We start from the raw sequence: 19,775 nt of genomic DNA, 5'->3' as shown, positions 1-19,775 counted from the left end.
GGGGCGCCCCGCGCCGGTCCGGGGCACTCTCAGATCGTCCATAACCGTGTCGAAGACGGTGGAGTCGTTGACGTTGCCGGGCGTGACGACGACAGAGTGGGTCGAGGCCCAATTCGGCACGTCGCGGGCCGGACGGTCGACGTGCCGCTCTACACCACGGCCTCCGTCGACACGCTCGTCGACGCACACCCGGAGGTCGACTGGGAGCATCTGCGCGCGGTGGAGAAGGGCCGGCACTCCCCACTCGCCGCGCTGACGAGGCAGGCCGCCTCGGCCTGACCTGAGCCGCTGCTCGTCGACGCCGCCTCTCCCCCGTGTCCGGCGGGAGGGCGGCGTCGCCGTGTGGGGTCAGCCATGGCGACGGAACAGCCCGCGGAGCTTACCCGGCTCTTGGTCGTGGTCATGCTCCGGTGGCGTGGCGGCCTGGACGCGGGCGGCTTCGGCGGCGGCTTCCTCGCGGGCGACGTCGTCGGCGTGGCAGGTGCCGCACACCGACAGGTCCCTGGCTTTCCAGGCCGTCCTCGCGGTGGTCTCTTCCCAGCGCTGGTCGGTGAAGTTCCTTCCGCACCGCTTGCGCACCGGCCGCCGCGCCTCCCGCTCAGCGGCGCGGCGCCGCCCCTCCTCCGCTTCGGCGTGGGCGGCCTGTTCGCGGTAGAGGGCGTCGCCGTCGGGGTTGTCGAGCGCGTCGGTCAGGGTCTGTTCGCCGTCCCGTCCCAGGCGCCGCCACACCGCCGCGCCGGCGCCGTGTTCCTGGAGTTGCTCCAGGGGGGTGTAGACGACCGGCACGGCCCGGCTGTAGTCCTTCGCCGTGATCGCCTCGCGGTAGTAGGTGTCGTACCGGTGCGGCGCCCAGAAGCGGCGGCCTGCCTCCTCCAGCACGGCGACCGTGTTGGCGACCTTCGCCTCGGTGGTGTCGGCGAACACGAACGCGAGCGGGACCAGGCCCTCACGGCCGGTGGGCGGGTAGAACCTGCGCCACAGCCACTCCTCGTGGTCGACGTGCTCGATCGCGTCCGGCCGGGACCGAGCCAGGTCCACGGTGTACGTGTCCGCGTCCTTCGGGAGCAGTCGGCCCCACTCCCAGTACTGGCGCAGCTTGTGCACCAGGTCGTCGGCGTTCTCGGTGCGGCGGTCGATCTCCAGCAGCATCACCGGTACCCTGGCCGCCGGCGCCCGCACCACCAAGTCCGCCCGCTGAACGTACCCGTGGCCAAGCCGGTGCGGAACCTCGGTGGCGAAGCCGAGCCGATGACTGATCCCGGCACGGTGCAGTTCGGCGGCCGTCGAAGTGACCGCCGCAGCATGGTCGTCATAGCCGGCGCCGAGCAGCGCCCCGGTGACCGGGTCGTACCTCTCCTCGCGCAGTACCGAGACCCGTATGCCCTTCGGCTCCAGCAGCTGCTTCGCCTCGCCGTGCCCTCGCCGGGTCAGCACCCACACCTGCCGCTGGTCCTCCCGTACCAACTCGATCCTCACCAGGCGGTGGTCCTGAAGATCCAGAAGGGTGACCCGTACGAGCTTGTCGTGCTGGTTGGCCGGACGAGTCAGCTTCCACAACTGATCGGGCGTCGCCCTCTGGAAGATCCCCAGCGCTTGCAGCAGCTCCCTCCGCCGGGACCCTGTCGAGTTCTTCCTGTGCAAAGGACGCCTTGAGGCAAGAAGGTTGTCGGACCTGTGGCGCCCCCCTGTCCTCCGGGGCTGACCTGTAACAACGCTCGAATCTTGGCGACGGGGCGCGGAGGGGGTGATGGAGGGGTCCGCAGAGGGGGCTGCTCGCCCCGGTCAAGGGGCTGCTCGGGCTCGTCTGCGGTGCTCGCCACAAGGTGCTCCTGAAAGGTGGGGCGGGCCCATCCCGCCATTCACCTTCTACAAGTTCGGTTTTCCGCTCTCGTGTGACGCCGGTCGTGAAGAACCCCTCCGCCGTGACCGCATCGTGATCAGCCGGTGTCCTCTGAAAGTGATGTTGGATCGTTTGCCATCGAAGTTGGACCGCTGATGCCAGGCGACGAGAGGTCGGGGGCTATGCGCGGTGCCCGGTGGCGAAGCGGACGAAGCCGGCGATGCGTGGGCTGAACGTCAGCGCGCACTGCTCGCCGAGAGCCGAGCGTACGCCCGCTACCACGTCGGCGTCCGGCGCGCCGAACACCTCGAAGCGCTCCACCTGACAGTGCTTCATCACCTCTTGGATGTACGGATCCGCCAGCTTCCAGTGGAGGCGGACCGCGTCGGAGTCCCGGTAGAGCTGGAAGCTGTGGGCGAGCATCCGCTCCTCGTCCACGAAGGTCTCCACCATCAGCTGAGGACCGTGCTGCTGTGCGAACGCGACTGCCCTGGTGATGGCGTCACGGAAGCCCTCCAGGTGACCTTCGGTGATGCGCATGGTGTTCCGGAAGAGGAGACTCGTCGAATCGTGAGCGGCCATGACTCGACACTCGCTCCTCAACCATGGTTGAGGTCAAGCACGGATTTTCCCAGCACGCTCCTCGACCTCATGGGCATCGCTCAGGTCAGGCGAGGTGCCAGCGGTAACACCACGGCTGTGGCCTCTCGGCTCCCGGTCCAGCTTTGCTGTCACGCACCGAGTGGCGGTCCAACTTCGATGGCAATCGGTCCAAGTTCCTTGTCACGGGACACGGGAGGAGGGAGGGTTCTCCCCCTTCCGGCCGGACTCTGTCCACAGGGCCGCACCCCGAGCATCGGGGTCGAGGCCGCCACGATCAGCGGGGCGGCCCGTACGTTCAGGAGCCGACATGCCCACCACCAGCATGCCGCTCGCCCCGATGACGCCTCACGTGGCCATCAGCGCCTTCAACCACCTCCGGGCCGTCCAGGCCGACGACATCGAAGCCGCCCGCGAGTTCGCCGGCGCCGAACCGCAGATGCCCGAGCTGCTCGTCGACGCCGCGACGCGGATCGTCGTCCCGGTCACCGCGCTGCCCGACGCCGGCGCGGGCGAGCCGTCCAAAGACACCTTCGCCCTGGAGGCCCTCGGGCGCGTCTTCATAACCTCGCTGCGGATCTGGGCGCAGACCGGGCCGAACACGGCACAGGGCATCACCCGCGCGGTCATCGACTTCGCCGCCCAGTTCCTCACCGAGGATTACGAGAACGTCACCGACACCCTGCGCCAACTGGAAGCCGTCGGCGTGGGCCAGGCCCTCGACGCGCACCCCGCATCGGCCGGCTCGCCTCCGGTGCGCCTGACCATCGCGTAGGGCGCCGCTGGAAACGCGGTGGTGCGGTGCGGCGCGCCTCGGGCCCGCGCCACCGCCGCGCGCCGCACCGCACCGCCGTCGGGCGCTCGGCGGTGCGGTCCGCCGACATCGCCGCACCGCCCCGGGGCGCGCCACGGCCGGGCGGGCTCCTCTATCACACACCCCCTTGACCGCGACCTGATCGCCAGCCGAAACAGCCGATGTCAAGGGAAAACATCGCGGTAGCAGAGCTGGACCCTCCCCGTGCCGACCGGGGACGGGCACCACCGCTCGTGTGGGACGTCCCGTCGGTTCCCGTGGTTCTTGCCGGAATCCTGGCCCCTGGCCTGGGGCTTCTCTCTCGTTCTCGTGATCGGCCGGTCAGTGACGTGACTTCGGGATTCCTGAAGCTTTCTCGTCCGATCTGATCGGTCTGCAGTCTGGTCGAAGGCGGGGAGGCGCATGCTGTCGGCGTTGGCGGTGGTGAGAAAACTCGGCAGAGTTCTGGAGAATTCACGGGATGTCGCACTGAGCGCTTGTGTCTCCAGCCGCCGGAGGGTTCAGGATCTTACTCATGGACGACGAACGCCCCGAAGTGCTCACCATTGGTCGGCTCGCGCACCGCACTGGACTTCCGGTACGTACCCTGCGCTTCTGGTCGGACGAGGGGGCGGTGCCGCCTGTGGGTCGTTCCGCGGGCGGCTACCGGTTGTACGACGCTGAGTCCGTGGCCCGCGTCGAGTTGGTCCGCACCCTGCGGGAGCTGGGCCTTGGGCTCGACGACGTGTGTCGTGTCCTGAGTGGCCGCACCACGGTCGCCGGGGTCGCCGCCGTGCATGTGGCCGCGCTCGACGCGCAGATCCGCTCCCTCAAGGTGAGTCGGGCCGTCCTGTCCACCGTGGCGAAACGGGGTTCGACCGTTGAGGAGACAGCAATGATGAACCGGTTGGCGCGGCTTTCCGCCGCCGAGCGCAAGCAGGTCATCGACGAGTTCAAGGAGGAGGTGTTCGGCGGCCTCGACGACCCGCGCCTGCGCGACCGCATGCGCGCCTTCAGCATCGAATTGCCCGACGATCCCACACCTGAGCAGGTCGACGCCTGGATCGACTTGGCCGAATTGGTTGCGGACCCCGGGTTCCGCGCCCGGTTGCGCACATGGATGGAGCTCAACACGCCCGTACCAGGGCAGGGCCGTCCCCCCGGAGCGTCCATCTGGTGGGCCAGGCAGATCGTGCAGACCGTCGCGGAGATCAGAAGAGGCGGGGTCGCTCCCGAGGGACCGGCAGCGGCCGAGGTGCTGTCCGAGCTGTTCGGTGACGCCGATCGGGCCGCCGTGCTGCGCAGCCTGGAGGCCGGAATCGAGGCAGGAGCAGAGCACTACCGCAGGCTCGTCGCCCGTGTGCGCGGGCAGAATTCGTCGCCCGACGCGACCGAGGAGCTGGAATGGCTGGCGCGGGCCCTGCGCGCCGCGGATCAGACCTGAACTGGTGCTCGACCTCGGCGGCCTCGACCCGGCCGCGCGGGTCATGGTGCTCGACCTGCAGCGTCCGGACGCGCGGTGACGGCGCGGAGCTGCTCGGCGGTGACGTCCGCGCCGCTGTTCAACCTCTTCGCGATCAAGGGGGTGTAGCGGAGCCGGACAAGGGGTCGCGCGCCTCCAGCCGCACCTGATCCAGGAGTCGGTCGGCGGTGAGCGCACCGGTGCGGTGCGGAACATCGAGTGCGGCGCACCAGAGTGGAGTCCACTCGATGGAGTCCATCGGGTGGAGTCCACTGAGTGGAGCCCACCCGATGTCGTGCATCGCCACTGGATGCAGAACATCGTGGGCTCCACTCAGTGGACGATGCCCGGCATCGTCACCACAGCCAGGCGGTGGAGTGCCGCACCGTGACAGGGCGCGGGCATCGCGGCGCGCGGCCGCGGGCGTTCTTCCAGGGTTTTCAGGCGACTCCTCCTGTGGTCCGGCCCGGCGTGTGCTGAGTGCCGGGCTGCGGGGTGTGCGGCGGCCGGTCCGTCGCCGGGGCGGGTTGCGTTCGGGGGCCGTAGGCAGCGGCGCGTTCTCGCGCGCCGTCCCGGAGCTTGGCGGCCACCTTCGCGGCGGCTTCGAAGGTCCGGCGGGGCTGCTCCACCGTGTCGACGTCGGCCTCCGGCTCCAGGAGGCGGCCGTCCTTCCGGCCGGAGCCGACCCGGGTGGCCAGAGTGTCAGCGGCGAGGCGGGCCCGCTCGTACGAAGTCGCGGGCCGCTTGCGGGTCAGCGGGCGCAGCACAGCCTGGTCCTCGGTGTCGCGCGGGTACAGGGCGCGCAGGTCGGCGGCCATCATCCGGCCGCACCCGACGGGGCGGGTGTAGTCGTCGACGACGCTCTGCACGATCTGTTCGTCCAGGCCCGGCTGGTGGGGTCGGCCGCGCAGGACGTAGGAGAGGTCGCGGCGGGCTTCGGCGAGCAGGCGGTGGCGCGCGAAGGCGCCGCGCATCACGTACACCACGGCGACGACGTCGACGGCCGCCAGCGCGATGTCGACCACCGGCCGCACCCGCGCCCACACCGCCGCGGCCGCCGCCCGCGCCCGCTGCGCGAGCCGGTAGACGGTGCAAGCGCCGAACGCCCGGATCGCGGAGGCGCGCCACCACTTGCGCAGCTCGGTCAGCGACAGCAGCTCGGTGCGCTTGGGCGGGCGTGGCGGGCGAGGGCCTGGTCGGCAATGCAGGCGTCCAGGCCGGGAACGAAGGCGTGGCCGTCGTGCACCGACATGCTGACGCCGAGGCCGACCACCATCATGCTCTGGACGAGGAACTTGGGGCGGCCCAGCCGGACGAAGGCGCGCAGACGCTCGGCGCGCGGCAGGACGGGCGCGGCGGTGGCCGGGGCGGCGATTCCTGTGCTGTCCACGGAACAGCTCCCTGTGCTGCGGGGCAGCGGGACGGCGGCGTGGTGTGGCTCGTCGAGCGGGACGGGCGGGTTCGGCGGCGCCGGTGGACACGGCACGTCGCCTTCCCAGTGCCGCACAAGCAGCTCGGTGGGATCGGCCGGCCCGTACAGGGCCCGCCCGCCCGTCCCCGCTGTCGTCGGTCAGCCGAAGTCGAGCGTGTCCTGTGCGAAGCCGGGCGAGGCGACGCTGGTGGTGCGCCGTCCTGGCGGGCGTCCTTCCAGCACTCGATCAGCTCGTCCTTCCCTCCTTACCCGCCCCTTCACCGACATCGAAAACAACCTCGACCTCCAACGCACAAACCCGGCATCCTCCCCCGGCACGCCCCCTACCTCCACCAGCGCACCGCCGGCACGCGGTACCAGGATCCGCGCGCCCAGCCGTAACGGGACGGCCGCACGCGCCGCATGGCCGCCTCAGTGCGGTACCTCGGACAGAACGCGTGGATCGCCGCCCGCGCGCCACCGCCTGGCGCGCGCCGGTGCAGCCCCTGGCGGTCGGCCAAGGGCGGTGTCTGACGGGCGGGCGCCGAAAAACACGCCGGGATACCTCTCAGCCGTCCGCAGCTTCGCAGGTCAAGGCGATCCCCTACGGCAACACGGATGAGAACTCACACGAGGGTGGAAAGGTCCGAGTGCAAAGGAGTGAAGCGGGAAGAGCGGAGTTCCTCCCGGGCACGTGCACGCTGGACCTTGCCGCTGGTGGTCCGGGGCACGCTCATCGGGCCGACGATGACGACGTGAACAGCCAGCCGCAGCTCGTGGGCCAGACGCTTCTTGATCAGGTCGGCGAGAGTCGCAGGGGTGCGGCCGTTGAGGTGCAGGGGACGGATCTCCTGCACCAGGACGATGCGTTCGGCACCGGAGGGATCGGGCAGGGCGAAGGCGACGCACGGACCGGCGGCGGGGTCGGCGGTTTCGCTGAGGCGTTCGATGTCCTGGGGGTGGATGTTGCGGCCGTTGACGATGATCAGGTCTTTGGCACGGCCGGTGACGTACAGCTCACCGTGCTGGAAGAAGCCCAGGTCACCAGTGCGTAGGAAGGGTCCGTCACCGTCGGCTGTGGTGGCGGCGAAGGTGTCGGCGGTCGCCTGCGGGTCACCGAGGTAGCCGTCGGCGACGCTGTCGCCGCCCACCCAGATCTCACCGATGTGACCGTCGTCCAGAGGGCGTGAGGTGGCGGGGTCGACGATGCGGACCTCAGCGTCGACAGGACGGCCGCAGCCGACGAGGTCGGTGCCGCCCGGGGCGGGCACGGCGCGGCCGGCCTCCAACGCCTCGCGGTCGAAGCTCCGCACAGTGGGGCCGTTGCCGCAGGGCGTGCCGGTGACCAGGAGGGTGGCCTCGGCCAGGCCGTAGCTGGGTGCCCAGATGTCCGGGCGGAAGCCGATGGGGGCGAGGCGGCGGGCGACTGTGGTCAGGACGTCGGGGCGTACGGGCTCGGCGCCGCTCAGCGCGAATCGCAGGGGGTGCAGATCCAGGTCGGGGTCGAGGTCGCCGAGTTGGCTGGTCTTGAGGCTTTTGAGTAGCCAGTCGTAGCCGAAGTTCGGGGCGAAGGTGCAGAAGGCCCGGTATCGGCTGATCATCTGGAGCCACAGCAGAGGGTGGGAGATGAAGGACACCGGGGAGCAGAAGACGAGGTTGCTGTAGTTCGCGAGTGGACTGAGCAGCATGCCGACCAGGCCCATGTCGTGGTAGTGCGGAAGCCAGCCGGCGCTGGTTGGTGACGGGGTGTGGCGCATCTCGTCCAGGAACTCTTCGGGAAGGAGCATTTTCCTGATGGACAGCGAATTGTGCAGTAGGTTCCGGTGGCTGATGACGACACCGCGTGGTTCGCTGGTCGATCCGGAGGTGTACTGGATGTAGGCGGTCGCCGAGAGGTCTTGTGCGAGGGGGGACCAGGTGTCGGGGTCGGGCAGGGCGACGGCGTCGGTGGCGAAGCACTCGGCCCGTCGTGCGTCACCCAGGCCGGTGAGCCAGGAGGCGAGAGCGGGCTGGTGCGCGGTGTCGGTGAGGACCAGGCCGGCGTCGGCGTCGCGCATGATGCCCTCGGCGCGTTGGAGGGCTCGGCGGTCGGTGTCCGGCAGCGGAGCGGGGATGGCGATCCGCCCGGCGTACAGACAGCCGAGGAAGGTCGTCAGGAATTCCAGGCCCGCCGGGTACATCAGCATGACCCGTGCACCGGGTGGTGTCCGGGCGGTCAGCCAGGCTCCCACCGAGCGGGCGCGTGCATCGAGCTGGGCGTAACCGAGGCGTTCGACCTCGACGAGTTCACCGCGGACGCTGTCCACCCGCGCGTACCAGCGGGTGTCGCCGAGGAGCCACAGCTTTTCGCGCAGGAACCGGACGAACTCACTCACCGTGTGCTCCGTTCCGCCCGGCTTGCGCCTCTTCGAGGTGGTGCTCGATGTAGTTGACCACGGCACCGACCGTGTGCAGTTCCCAGGCGGCCTCGTCGGGGATACGCACCTCGAAGCGTTCCTCCGCGAGGACGGTCATGCGGATCAGGACGAGTGAGTCGAGTGCGAGGTCGGCGATGAACGCCGTCTGTTCATCGACCTGCGCGGGATCGACGTCACCGCACTCGGCGAGCAGCGCCTTCACTTCGGCGAGGATCTCGGAGCGGTTCATCGGGTGGCTCCCCCGTGGGGCGCGTGCGTGGTGCGGGGTTCGTCCCAGGCGACGGGCAGGATGCTCAGACCACGCTCGAACATGCTGGGCCGCCACTGTGGTGTGCCGTCCAGCCGCAGGCCGGGCAGGCGACGCAGAACGGTGACCACAGCCGTCTCGGCGGTGATCCGGCCGATGTGGGCGCCCAGGCAGTAGTGGCTGCCGTGGCCGAAGGCGAGATGGCTCCGGGTCGGACGGCGCAGGTCGAGGCGGTCGGGGTCGGGGTAGCGTGCGGGGTCGCGGTTGGCCGCCCCCAGGCACAGGAACAGGGACTCGTCCGCGGGGACGGTCACCTCGCCGAACTCGACGGGTTCGAGGGTGCCGCGCCAGCTGGTGAACGGCAGGGGGCTTTCGTAGCGCAGGAGCTCGTTGATGCCCGCCTCGATCAAGGAAGGGTCGTCGAGCAGTGCGGCGAGCTGGTCGGGGTGGGAGAGCAGGGCGTGCAGGCTGTTGCCGACGCTGTTGATGCTGGGGTCCTGGCCGGCCGCGAGCATCATCATGACCTGACCGTGCAGTTCGTCCTCGCTGAGCAGACCGTCCCGGTCGCGGGCCGTCACCAGCAGGGAGATCAGGTCGTCGCCGGGCGAGCGGCGCTTCTCGGCGACGGCTTTGCGGACGAACGCGTCGATCTCATAGGCGAGCGCCGCGACATAGGGGACCTCGTTGTTCCAGTCCGCGGTACGCCAGATCATCGCCCGCAGGTGGTCCATCTGGGGCGGGGCGGCGCCCAGGACGGAGAACAGGACGTTGCCGCCGAGCGGGTAGGCGACGGCCGCCATGAGGTCGGCGTGGCCCCGGTCGGCGATCCGGTCGATGCGGGTGTCGACGATGTGCTGCACCCGGGCACGCCACTGTTCCTGCCGGGCGGGCGTGAAGAAGGGGCGCATGATCGCGCGCAGGTCGGCGTGGCGGGGGTCGTCGCTGTCCAGCAGGTGGGTGAACAGCCGCTCCCGCAGGTCGTCGGGCCAATGGCGAAGCCACGTCCGGCCGGCGGTGGTGCGGGTGCTGTCGCAGGTCACCCGCGGGTCGGTGTGGGCCTGGCGGACATCGCCGTAGCGGGTCAGCAGCCAGCCCGGGCCGTCCGGGCTGACGATCCGGCTCACCGGCCGGTGCTCGCGCAGCCAGTGCAGTGTGGGGTACGGATCGTGCTGGAACGCCTCCGTGAACGGGGCCGGCAGGCCACCGGGCAGGTCCTCGGGCGGCCAGCCGGGCGGGTACGACCGCTTCGCCTCGACTCGGGGCCTCGACGCCGGGACGTTGGGGATGGTCTCCCGGGGAAGCGGTGGGGCCTGCGCGACGGACACGCCCTGGAGGCGGCTGGTGCGCAGCATCGGGTAGTTGAGCTCGCCGTGGCGGTCACCGCTCAGCCCCGGGCCGCCGTGGTTGGACAGGTACGCCACGCCCGCGAGGTGGGAGTCGTTGACGCGGAGCTGGCCGCAGGAGCGGACCTCGCGGACGAAGTGGTCGATGACCTTCGGGTCCTGTGCCAGCAGGGAGTTGCGCAGGCCGTACCGGCCGGAGGCGACGAACGACGTCATCTCGGTGAGGAGGTCGTCGTCGCGGGCGGGGTCGGGGACGACCAGGGTCAGCAGGGGGAAGAACGTCTCGTGCCGTACGGCGCGCAGTCGACGGGCGTGGGCGAGTCCGTCGGCCCGGACGAGCGCCGGTTCGACGAAGACGGCGATGTCGCTTTCCCGGCCGTTCACGTCCAGGTGGCGTCCGCCGGTCAGCACGCGGGCACCCGCTTTGCGGGCGTCGGCGAGCGTGGCGTCGTAGCCGGCCATGTGGGGTGAGGCGGCCAGCACCACCTCGGGGTCGTCGGGGAAGCCGGGCCGCAGCGTCCGGACCCGCTCGGTCAGCAGGTCGGCGAGTGCGTCGGCGATCTCCGGATGGACGAGTGCGATGTTGGGCGCGCAGCAGATCTGTCCGCCGCCGTGGAAGGACTCCATCAGCAGCTCGACGGCGTGTTCCAGGGGTGCGTCCCGCCATACCAGGACCATGTCGTTGCCGCCGAGTTCCAGGACGGGTTTCTTGCCCGCCGCCAGGCATGCCTTCTCCAGTTGCTCGCCGCGGACGGAGTCGCCGAAGTACAGCACGTCGTCCACCAGGGGGCTGGCCAGCCAGGTGTCCAGTGCCTGGGCGGGGTCGGTGCACAGTGCCGACAGCACGCCGGGCGGGGCGCCGGCGTCGGCGAGCGCCGGCACGGCGATCCGCTGCAGCAGGTACATCGCGGCGATCGGTGCCTGCCGGGGCAGGCGCACCACCAGCGCGTTGCCCGCCAGGACGCACTGGAAGGCGGCGCCGACGCTGAGCGCCGGGGTGTTCAGCGGTGGCTGCACGCACACCACGCCGTCCGGTACCCGCCGCAACTCCACCGTCCGACCGTCGAGGCTGTGGCGGGTCTCCATCTGTCGCAGACACCAGTCGGTGGTTTCCGGGCCGAAGAAGGTGAGGAGGTTTCCGACCTCCATCCGGGCCAGCCGCACCGGGTGGCCCTCCTCGACGAGGAGGCCGGTCAGTGTGGCGGCGTGTTCGTGCAGCCGGGCGCGGAACGCCTCGGCCACCCGCGCGCGTCGGGCCGGCGCGCTGCCGCCCCACTCGGCCGCCGCGCGACGGGCCACGTGGAGTGCCGTGTCCATCTGTTGGGGGCCGGCGAGGGCGCAGCGGCCCAGGATCGTGTCGGGGTGGGCGTCGGGGGTCATGCGCCCGGCGTTGAGTGCGTTGCGGTAGCAGGTGGCGCCGAGGGGGTCGTCGATCAGTGCGCTCGCGCGGAGCGTGTAGACCCACTCGGGGGAGTCGCAGGCGCTGGTGCCGTCGAGGAGTGAGGCGAAGCTGAGGAAGTGGTCGGCGCGGTGCGCTGCGAGGTCGTGGGTGTGCGGGCGGGTCATCGGTGGTTCTCGCTCTCAGCCGTTGGTGGTGTCGGTGGTGCGGGCGCCGAGGCGTAGCAGCACGTGGCGGGAGATGTCGGTGAGGGTGACGCCGCCCTGGAGCAGTTCCAGGGGCGGGATGTCGACGTCGAGGTGCTGTTTCAGTGCGGCCAGGAGTTCGGCGCCCATCAGGGAGTCGACTCCGTAGTCCTGCAGCGGTTGCCGCGCGTCGAGGCGGGCGGCGTCGGTCTGCAGGATGTGGGCCATCAGCTCGGCGAGCGTGCCGTTGACGGTTTCCAGCGCCTCTTGCGGGGAGAGACCGGCCAGGGTGGCCAGGAGGTCTTGGCGGGTGTGTCCGTGCGGCCCGCCGTCAGCGGAAAGCAGCGCTGCGAGGCGGGGTGCGGCGACTACGGGCAGTAGGGCGCGCAGCCGGGCCCAGTCGAAGCGGCCGATTCCGGCGACGGCGGTGCCGGACGCCGTCAGGGTGGGCAGCGCGTCCAGTGCCTCGCGGGAGCCGAGCGGGGCGATGCCGAGAGCCTGCATGGCCGTCCCCAGGTCCTCGCGTGCGACGTGGCCGCAGTCCTCGATCGCGCCCCAGGCGACGGCGAGCGCCGATCCCCTGTTGTGCCGCTGGCGGGCCAGCGCTTCGCTGAACAGGTTTCCGCCGGCATAGGCGGACTGTTTGATGTTGCCCACGGTCGTGGTGGCGGAGGAGTACAGCCAGAACAGGTCGAGTGCGCGTTCCCGGGTCAGGGCGTCGAGGACCGTGGGGCCGGCCACCTTGGGGGCCAGCACTGCCCGGACGCGCTCGTCGGACAGTTCGGTGAGGGGGCCGTCGTCGAGCGTCATGGCGGCGTGGACGATTCCTGCGAGCCGGTGTCCGCCGGTGTCGATGCGGCCGATCACTTCGGCCATGGCGGCCATGTCGGTAACGTCGGCGGCGTAGGGCGTGGCCGTCACTCCGCACGCCGCCAGGTCGGAGAGCACTTCGGCCGCCTCGGGGCCGTCGGCACCCCGCCGGGAGACCAGAGCCAGGTGACGGGCCCCGTGTTCGCCGAGCCAGCGGGCGGTGGCGGCGCCGAAGCCGCCCAGTCCGCCGGTGACCAGGTAACTGCCGTCGGGGTCCAGGCGGAGCGTCTCGGGCCGCAGGCGTACGGGGACCGGGCCGTCCTGCGGATCGAGGCTCACGATGACCTTGCCGACGTGCCGGGAGTGCTGCAGCAGCTCGAACGCCTCTTTGACCCGAGCGGCCGGGTAGACGACGTGCGGCAGCGGCCGGTAGCGTCCGTCCGCCATGCGTTCGGCGATCGCCGCCATCAGGCGGAGGCTTTTCTCCAGGCCGTCCTCGTCGATCAGCAGAGTGCTGATGTCGACGCCGAAGAAGGCGATGTTACGGGTGAAGGGCCGCATGAGAAGCGGCTTGTTTTCGTAGATGTCGCGTTTGCCGAGTTCGATGAACCGGCCGCCCGACCGCAGTGCTTCCAGACCTCGGTCGATGGCCTGCCCCGCCAGCGAGTTGACCACCACGTCGACGCCGCGTCCGCCGGTGAGCGCCAGGGCCTGCTCGGCGAAGTCCAGGGTGCGGGAGTCCAGGACGTGTTCGACGCCCAGCGCACGCAGAAGATCGCGTTTGCCCGGGCTGCCCGCGGTGGCGATCACCTTGGCGCCCACGAGGCGTGCGTACTGGAGGGCCGCCAGCCCCACTCCGCCCGCGGCCCCGTGCACCAGGACGGTCTCCCCGGTTGCCAGGCGCGCCAGGTCGTGCAGCGCGTGGTGGACCGTCAGATAGGCCACCGGCACGGTCGCGGCTTCCGCGAACCCGATACCGTCGGCGAGCTTCATCACGGCTGACGCGGGGGCCACGATGTGCGAGGCGAGACAGGCCGAGGCGGCCGCGAACACGCGGTCCCCCACGGCCAGGTCCTGTACCCCGTCTCCGACGGCCGTGACGATCCCGGCACATTCGTAACCGGGTACGTCCTCGCCGAAGACTCCGACCTTCGCCTCGGGGGGCAACAGTCCGGTCGCCAGCATGATGTCCCGGTAGTTGAGCGCCGCCGCGCGCACCGCGACGACCACCTCCCCGGCGCCCGGCGTCCGGGAAGGTGCCTGCGTCCAGACGGGCTCGTAGGACAGGCCGGGCGCACGGATCTCCAGGACGAAGGGTTCCTCGCTGCCGCACTCGATGCGCTCGCCCACGGGCAGGGCGTGTTCCCGGGGCACGAAGCGCCCGCCGGAAGTGAGCACGATCTCGTCCTCGCGCCCTCGCACGTCTTCGCCGTCCTCGGCCGTCGGGGAGGGTTCCAGCAGTTCACGGGCGAGCCGGTGCGCATCGGCCACGGGGTCACCGAGGCGTTCCAGCGACAGTCGGGTCACCCGCAGATCGGGGTGTTCGTTGGCCAGGGTGCGGGCCGCGCCCCAGGCGACGGCGTCCTGCGGGTGGTCGGCCCGCTCGGGTGCGGGCAGCGCCCCGCTGGGCCGCGTCACCAGCCACAGAGCGGGCTGGACTCCGTCGGGCAGACGCCGGCAGGCAGTGGCCAGTGCGCGCAGCACGGCTGTGCGGCACACGGCCCGGTCGAGCGCTGCCTGCGGGTCGGCGGGGCTTTCCCCCAGGACTAGCACGACGGCCGGATCGCCGTCACCGGTGAGTGCTGTCGTCCAGTTCGCGGCGTCGGCGGTGGCCGGCACCACCGGTACGTCCGGTGCTCCCTGCCCGGCCAGCAGCGCCGCCACCTGCCGGGCCAGCGGTGTCTCGGTGTCGCTCTCCGTGGCCACGATCCACCGGGTGCCGTCCTGGCACCGGGGCAGTGCGGGCCGCGGAGTCTCGTGCGCGGGCGCTGCGGCCAGCAGCACCGAGAAGGCTTCCTTGATCACCTCGCCGCTGTCGTTGAGGCAGACGACGTCGGTGAGACCGCAGGTGCGCAACGCGTCGAACCACTGCTTCCGACTCAGCAGGGGCGAGTCCGGTCGCGCCTCGTCGTCGTGGTTCCAGAAACTGTCCAGCATGCCGAAGAACGGCAGTAGATAACCGGTGTCGTGTGTCTCGGCGACCAGCAGCCGGCCGCCGGGCGCCAGCAGCGCGCGCACCCGGCGCAGGGCCGCCCGCAGATCGGCGGCGGCGTGCAAGGCGTTCACCGCCACCACCAGGTCGTAGGAGCTGCCGGTGAAACCCTGCCGGCCCGGGTCGGCGTTCAAGTCGAGGGTCCGGTAGGCGACGAAGGGATGGTCGGCGAACCGGTGGCGGGCGCGGGCGAAGAAACCCGCGGACACGTCGGTGAAGTGGTACACGGTGCGGTCCGCCGGCAGCAGCGGCAGCAGCGCGGCACTGGCGCCGCCTGTGCCCGCGCCGACCTCCAGGATCCGCAGGGGGCGGTCCTCGGGCCACTCCCGCGCGATCTCCGCCGCCAGCGCGGCCAGCATCCTGTTGTGGAAACGGCAGGACGGCGCCACGTCGTAGAACTGTTCCAGAGCCTCTACCGCGCCCTGGCCGGTGAGCAGATGCAGTGCGTCCCGTTCGCCGCGCAGAACCTGGGCCAGGTGGGACAACTGCCGTACGGCCATCTGCACCTCGGCGCTGAAGGCCGGGAAGTCCAGCGGCAGCAGCGTCAGCAGGGGGGCGGGGGTCGGCTTCCCCGTCAGCTTCCACCGGCCGTCCTCGCCGGCGACGGCCAGGCCGTACCGGGACATCACCACGAGCAGCGCCCGCGCCAGCCGGTCGTGTTGCGGGAGCATTCCCTGCCGGACCAGATCATCGCAGGTGAACCCGGTCGCGCCGCCACCCAGCAGCTCCGCGAACACAACGGCGGCCACATGAGCGCTCACCTGCTTGAGCCGGTCGATGAACTCCACGGCGCGCGTACCGCGCGCGTCGGCGTAGGACGCCTCGACGCCGGCTGTGACGGCCCCGGCGAGGACGGAGTTGCCGGGCAGCGGAGAAGGCCCGGCAGGCAGGTGCGAATGCGGCGCGGCGCGCAGCACGGTCTCGTACCGCTGCGGCGCCCGCTCGACAGGGCTGGGCACGCGCCGCAGGCGCACACCGGACAGTTCGACGCTGACGCCGCCGTCCGGATCGGTGACCACGACGTCGAAACAGAGGGCGGCGACGTTGTGTGTGCGGTCGCGCACGTGCAGCATCCCCGCCGCGGACGGAGCGCGCCACACCCGTACGGATTCGATCGAGACCGGAAGCCACGCCTGCCCGGCACCGGTCCGGGCCGCCACGAGGGGCACACACGCCTGCAGCGCGCCGTCCAGCAACGCCGGATGCACCACGTACCGCGCGGTGTCCGCGGCGGTCGTGGTGTGCCGGTAGGCGGCCAGCGCCTCCCCGTCCCCGATGTGCAGCCGCACCAGTTGCCGAAACGCAGGACCGTAGTCCAGACCGCTCGCGGCCAGCTCGGGATACAGGGCGCCGGCATCACCCCGGCGGGTGCACCGGGCTTGCACCTCGGACAGGTCGATCCGCGCAGGTGGGCGGCCGATCAGGACCCGGGCCCGGCACCGGGCGTGAGCACGGGGCTGGACGTGGTCGTCCTCGATGCCGTCGACGGCCTCGGTGCTGGTGATGGAGACCATGCCGTCCTCGGGTGAGAACGCCAACTGCACACGGACGTCACCGGCCCGGTCCCACGGGATGACCAGCGGACGACTCACCTCCATCCAGGACACTTCCACCGGACCGTCCAGCAGCCGGTGGCCGGCGGCCAGGGCCATCTCGAGGTAGCCGGCCGCGGGGAACACCACCGAACCGGCCACCTTGTGGTCACTCAGCCAGGGCACCAGCGCCGGTTCGATCGCCCCCTGCCAGGCGGGCTCCGCCGTCGGCAGACGCTCACCCAGCAACGGATGGTCCAGCCGCCCCGATCCGACGCGCGGAAGCCAGTCCCGGGGGCTGCCGCACCAGTGCCGTTCCCGCTGCCAGGGGTAGGCGGGAAGCTCCACGACCCGGGGCGGCCGGGGAAAGAAGCGCGCCCAGTCCCAGGTGGCCCCGGCGGCGAGCAGTGCTTCGATCGACCGGCGCACCGCCACCGGTCCGGCGGTGTCACGGTGGAGGGTGGCGACGACGGCCGTCCGGTCGCGCCCGGTAGTGATCCGCCGCAGGTAGGTGCGCAAGACCGGATGCGGGCCGATCTCCAGCAGCACGTCGACGCCCGTGTCCAGGGCCCGGCCGACGGCATCGGCGAACCGGACCGGTTCGCGCACGTTGCGCCACCAGTAGTCGGCGTCCAGGCCGGAGGCGGGCACCGGCCCGCCGGTGACGGTGGAGATCAGAGCGTCGCCGCCGGTCTGCGGGGCCAGCCCGTCAAGCGCGGTCACCAGCGGGAGCCGGACCGACTCCATGGCCGGACTGTGGAAGGCGTAGTCGAGGTCCATGAGCCGGAAGAACACCCCCCGGACCGACAGTTCGGCGCCCAGACGCTCGAGCACGGACTTCGGACCTGCGATCGTCACGTCCCTGGGACTGTTCACCGCGGCCACCACCAGTTCGGGGTACGCCTCCAAGACCTCCTGGGCCTCGGCCGCCGGCAACCCCACCGCGGCCATCCGGCCACGGCCGGCCGTCACCGCCTGGGCCCGGCCGCGCTCGGCAACCACCCACGCCGCCTCCTGGAGCGTCAGCGCGCCCACGGCGTACGCGGCCGCCACCTCCCCGACGCTGTGCCCGAGCGCGACCTTCCACTGAGCACCCCGCTCACGCAGCACCGCGACGATCCCGGCCTGTACGGCGAACAGCAGCGGCTGCGCCACCTCGGTGGCCGCCAGCCCCCACTCGACCGCCGACCGGTGCAGCCGCTCGGCCACCGACCAGCCCAACCGCGGCGCCAGCGCGGTATCGACCGCCTCCACCTCGGCGCGGAACGCCGGGTCCCCGTCCAGCAGGTCGGCCCCCATGCCCGCCCACTGCGAGCCGTTCCCCGCGAAGACCAGAGCGACCTGGCCCCGCTGGACCGCCTCACCGGCAACGCCTTGCTCCGACAGCAGCTGCGCCGCCTCGGACGGGGAGGAGGCCAGCGCCACCCGCCGGTGGCGGTGCAGGGCCCGCCGCACACCCGCGGTGGCCGCGATGTCGTAGAACTCTTCTGGCGCGGCGGACGCCAGCCGCGCGGCCAGTCGCCGCGCCGCGTCCTCGGCTGCCTGTGCGGTGCGCCCCGAAGCGATCACCGGCAACCGGCCCGTGTGTTCGGAGTCCGGGCGCGGCACGGCGCTCGGCGACGGGCCGAGGACCACGTGCGCGTTCGCGCCGCCGAACCCGAAGGAGTTGACGCCCACGAAACACCGCCCGTCGCGGTGGACCAGTGGACGCGCCCGCCCGACCGGCTCCAGCCCCAGAGCCGCGAAGTCGATGCCCGGGTTGAGCGGTTCCAGGTGCAACGAGGCCGGGATCACGCCGTAGCGCAGCACCGCAAGGGCCTTGAACAGCCCCGCCATACCCGAGGCGGGCTCCAGGTGCCCCATGTTGGACTTCACCGATCCCACGGGCAGCGGCCCCCTCGTCCGCGCCGTGCCCAGCACCCGGCCCAGCGCGGTGCACTCGGCCGGGTCCCCCGCCGGCGTACCCGTGCCGTGCGCCTCCACGTACGCGACCTCATCAGGAGCGATACCGGCTCGGCCGTACACCTGCCGCAGCAGGCTCTCCTGGGCCTGTGCGCTGGGCATGGCCAGACCAGGGGTACGCCCGTCGCAGTTGCTGCCGGACCCTGCGATCACGGCATGGATGCGGTCACCGTCGGCCACGGCGTCAGCCAGCGGCTTCAGCACCACCATGCCTGCGCCTTCGGCCCTGACGAAGCCGTCGGCGTCCGCCGAGAACGCCGCACAGCGCCCGCGCCTGGAGAGCATCGAAGCCTGACTGAACTCGATGAACACGCCCGGGTTCAGCAGGACGTTGACCCCGCCCGCCAGCGCCACCCGGCTGCCGCCCGATGCCAGCTCCCGGCAGGCCCGGTCCACCGCGACCAACGACGAGGAACAGGCTGTGTCGACCGCCATGCTCGGCCCGCGCAGGTCGAAGAAGTGCGAGAGCCTGTTCGCCGCGATCGAGTGGGCAGCGCCTGGCGCGGAATACGCGTTCGTCTGCCGGGGCCTGGCCATCTGCAGCCCGCCGTAGGAGAAATCCGAGATGCCGACGAACACGGAGGTGTCGGAGCCCGCCAACGTCCCGGGGTCGATTCCCGCATCGTCCAACGCCTCGGCGGTCGTCTCCAGCAGCAGGCGGTGCTGCGGGTCCATCTGGGCCGCCTCGCGCGGCGACACGCCGAAGTAATCCGCGTCGAACTCCGCGATCCCGGGGAGGAAACCGCCGCAGGCGGTGTAGGACTTTCCCGGCCGCGCCATCGCCGTGTCGACGAACCTCGCGGCCTCGAACCGATCTTCCGGCACTTCCGTGACCAAGTCCCGCTCGGCCACCAACGCCTCCCACAACCCGACCAGATCCGTGATCCCGCCAGGCAACCGGCACCCCAGCCCCACGATGGCGAACCCGTCCGTCCCGAGCGGAGCCTCCGTCATACCGACACCCCAGTTCGTCACTATCCGCACTGGCACAAACACATCAAGCAACAGTGGAGGTGGTGACCGGGCGGGTCAAGAGGGCAGTGCATCAATCGGATAGCGCCGGATTCCTGACCGCGCACCCCATGAAAAAACGTAACGCGACACCACGCGGCCATTGGTCATCGAAATTACTCAAGAGGCGTCCCACTACACGCCTTTCACCAGCTCCATGCACCCGCAGCCGCAGCCTCGACGACCACGGGAGATGCCGTTCGACCCATCCGTGCCGCGATTACCCGCAACAGAAGTGCGCTTATCTGATAGGAATTTCACTGGGCCGTGTCAATGTTTCGCGGAAACGCCAGGGTGAAAGCCGCGGCGCGCCTTTGACGTCACCCTGTGGAGAACAGTCCCGCCCGCCACCCCTCGCCTTGTCCTCACGACCGGTTGCAGCCGGTGATCCCCCACCCGCTTGCAGGCGGTAGACGCACACAGCTGCGGGTTCGCGGCTCGCCCTCTGGAAGATGCGACGAACCCGCCGATTTCGACTGCCGTCGGCGCCGATCATGGTGTGCGCCGGTCCAGGCGAGGGTGCGCGGCCCGATCAGCTGGGCGAGGCTCTC

The 19,775-nt window shown here is 71.1% G+C and carries 10 protein-coding genes and 2 pseudogenes; 3 read left to right on the top strand and 9 right to left on the bottom strand.

Annotation, left to right across the window (positions count from 1 at the left end; all coding sequences use genetic code 11):
• Positions 1 to 96 (bottom strand): annotated as a pseudogene (locus AC07D6_RS27005) (IS5/IS1182 family transposase); the annotation flags it as partial.
• Between the two features lie 45 nt (positions 97 to 141).
• On the opposite strand from AC07D6_RS27005, the gene AC07D6_RS27000 reads away from it, so the two are divergent.
• Entirely contained in the window at positions 142 to 279 is a 138-nt protein-coding gene (locus AC07D6_RS27000; RefSeq protein ID WP_479048545.1) for a hypothetical protein, read from the top strand.
• A gap of 69 nt (positions 280 to 348) precedes the next feature.
• Here AC07D6_RS27000 and AC07D6_RS26995 read toward each other — a convergent pair whose 3' ends face one another.
• Both AC07D6_RS26995 and AC07D6_RS26990 read right to left on the bottom strand, forming a co-directional pair.
• Positions 349 to 1,557: a hypothetical protein gene (locus tag AC07D6_RS26995; RefSeq protein ID WP_479048543.1), complete on the bottom strand. Its 1,209-nt coding sequence runs from the start codon at positions 1,555 to 1,557 to the stop codon at positions 349 to 351.
• A gap of 463 nt (positions 1,558 to 2,020) precedes the next feature.
• Complete coding sequence (locus AC07D6_RS26990) at positions 2,021 to 2,422, bottom strand: hypothetical protein (RefSeq protein ID WP_479048541.1); 402 nt, start codon at positions 2,420 to 2,422, stop codon at positions 2,021 to 2,023.
• Between the two features lie 328 nt (positions 2,423 to 2,750).
• Between AC07D6_RS26990 and AC07D6_RS26985 the strand changes: the two genes are divergently transcribed.
• Complete coding sequence (locus tag AC07D6_RS26985; RefSeq protein WP_479048539.1) at positions 2,751 to 3,215, top strand: hypothetical protein; 465 nt, start codon at positions 2,751 to 2,753, stop codon at positions 3,213 to 3,215.
• A 553-nt stretch (positions 3,216 to 3,768) separates the two neighbouring features.
• Complete coding sequence (locus AC07D6_RS26980) at positions 3,769 to 4,677, top strand: helix-turn-helix domain-containing protein (protein WP_315877427.1); 909 nt, start codon at positions 3,769 to 3,771, stop codon at positions 4,675 to 4,677.
• A gap of 458 nt (positions 4,678 to 5,135) precedes the next feature.
• On the opposite strand, the pseudogene AC07D6_RS26975 reads toward AC07D6_RS26980, so the two are convergent.
• From AC07D6_RS26975 to AC07D6_RS26950, 6 genes and pseudogenes are all read right to left on the bottom strand, one after another.
• Positions 5,136 to 5,873, bottom strand: a pseudogene (locus tag AC07D6_RS26975) (MobF family relaxase); the annotation flags it as partial.
• Complete coding sequence (locus AC07D6_RS26970; RefSeq protein WP_479048555.1) at positions 5,840 to 6,085, bottom strand: hypothetical protein; 246 nt, start codon at positions 6,083 to 6,085, stop codon at positions 5,840 to 5,842. The gene AC07D6_RS26970 and the pseudogene AC07D6_RS26975, both read right to left, overlap by 34 nt.
• Positions 6,086 to 6,732: 647 nt before the next feature.
• Positions 6,733 to 8,481: a fatty acyl-AMP ligase gene (locus tag AC07D6_RS26965; RefSeq protein ID WP_479048536.1), complete on the bottom strand. Its 1,749-nt coding sequence runs from the start codon at positions 8,479 to 8,481 to the stop codon at positions 6,733 to 6,735.
• Positions 8,474 to 8,752, bottom strand: coding sequence for an acyl carrier protein (locus AC07D6_RS26960; protein ID WP_479048534.1), 279 nt, complete (start codon positions 8,750 to 8,752; stop codon positions 8,474 to 8,476). Before AC07D6_RS26960 ends, AC07D6_RS26965 begins: the two co-directional genes overlap by 8 nt.
• Positions 8,749 to 11,679, bottom strand: coding sequence for an aldehyde dehydrogenase family protein (locus AC07D6_RS26955; RefSeq protein ID WP_479048532.1), 2,931 nt, complete (start codon positions 11,677 to 11,679; stop codon positions 8,749 to 8,751). Before AC07D6_RS26955 ends, AC07D6_RS26960 begins: the two co-directional genes overlap by 4 nt.
• A gap of 15 nt (positions 11,680 to 11,694) precedes the next feature.
• A complete protein-coding gene (locus AC07D6_RS26950) occupies positions 11,695 to 19,167 on the bottom strand; it encodes an SDR family NAD(P)-dependent oxidoreductase (protein WP_479048530.1) in 7,473 nt (2,490 codons plus the stop codon).
• Between the last annotated feature and the right edge of the window lie 608 nt (positions 19,168 to 19,775).

Source organism: Streptomyces sp. NPDC045287, assembly GCF_056432325.1.
Note: the sequence above shows the minus strand (reverse complement) of the source record. Positions and strands in the feature narration are given on the sequence as shown.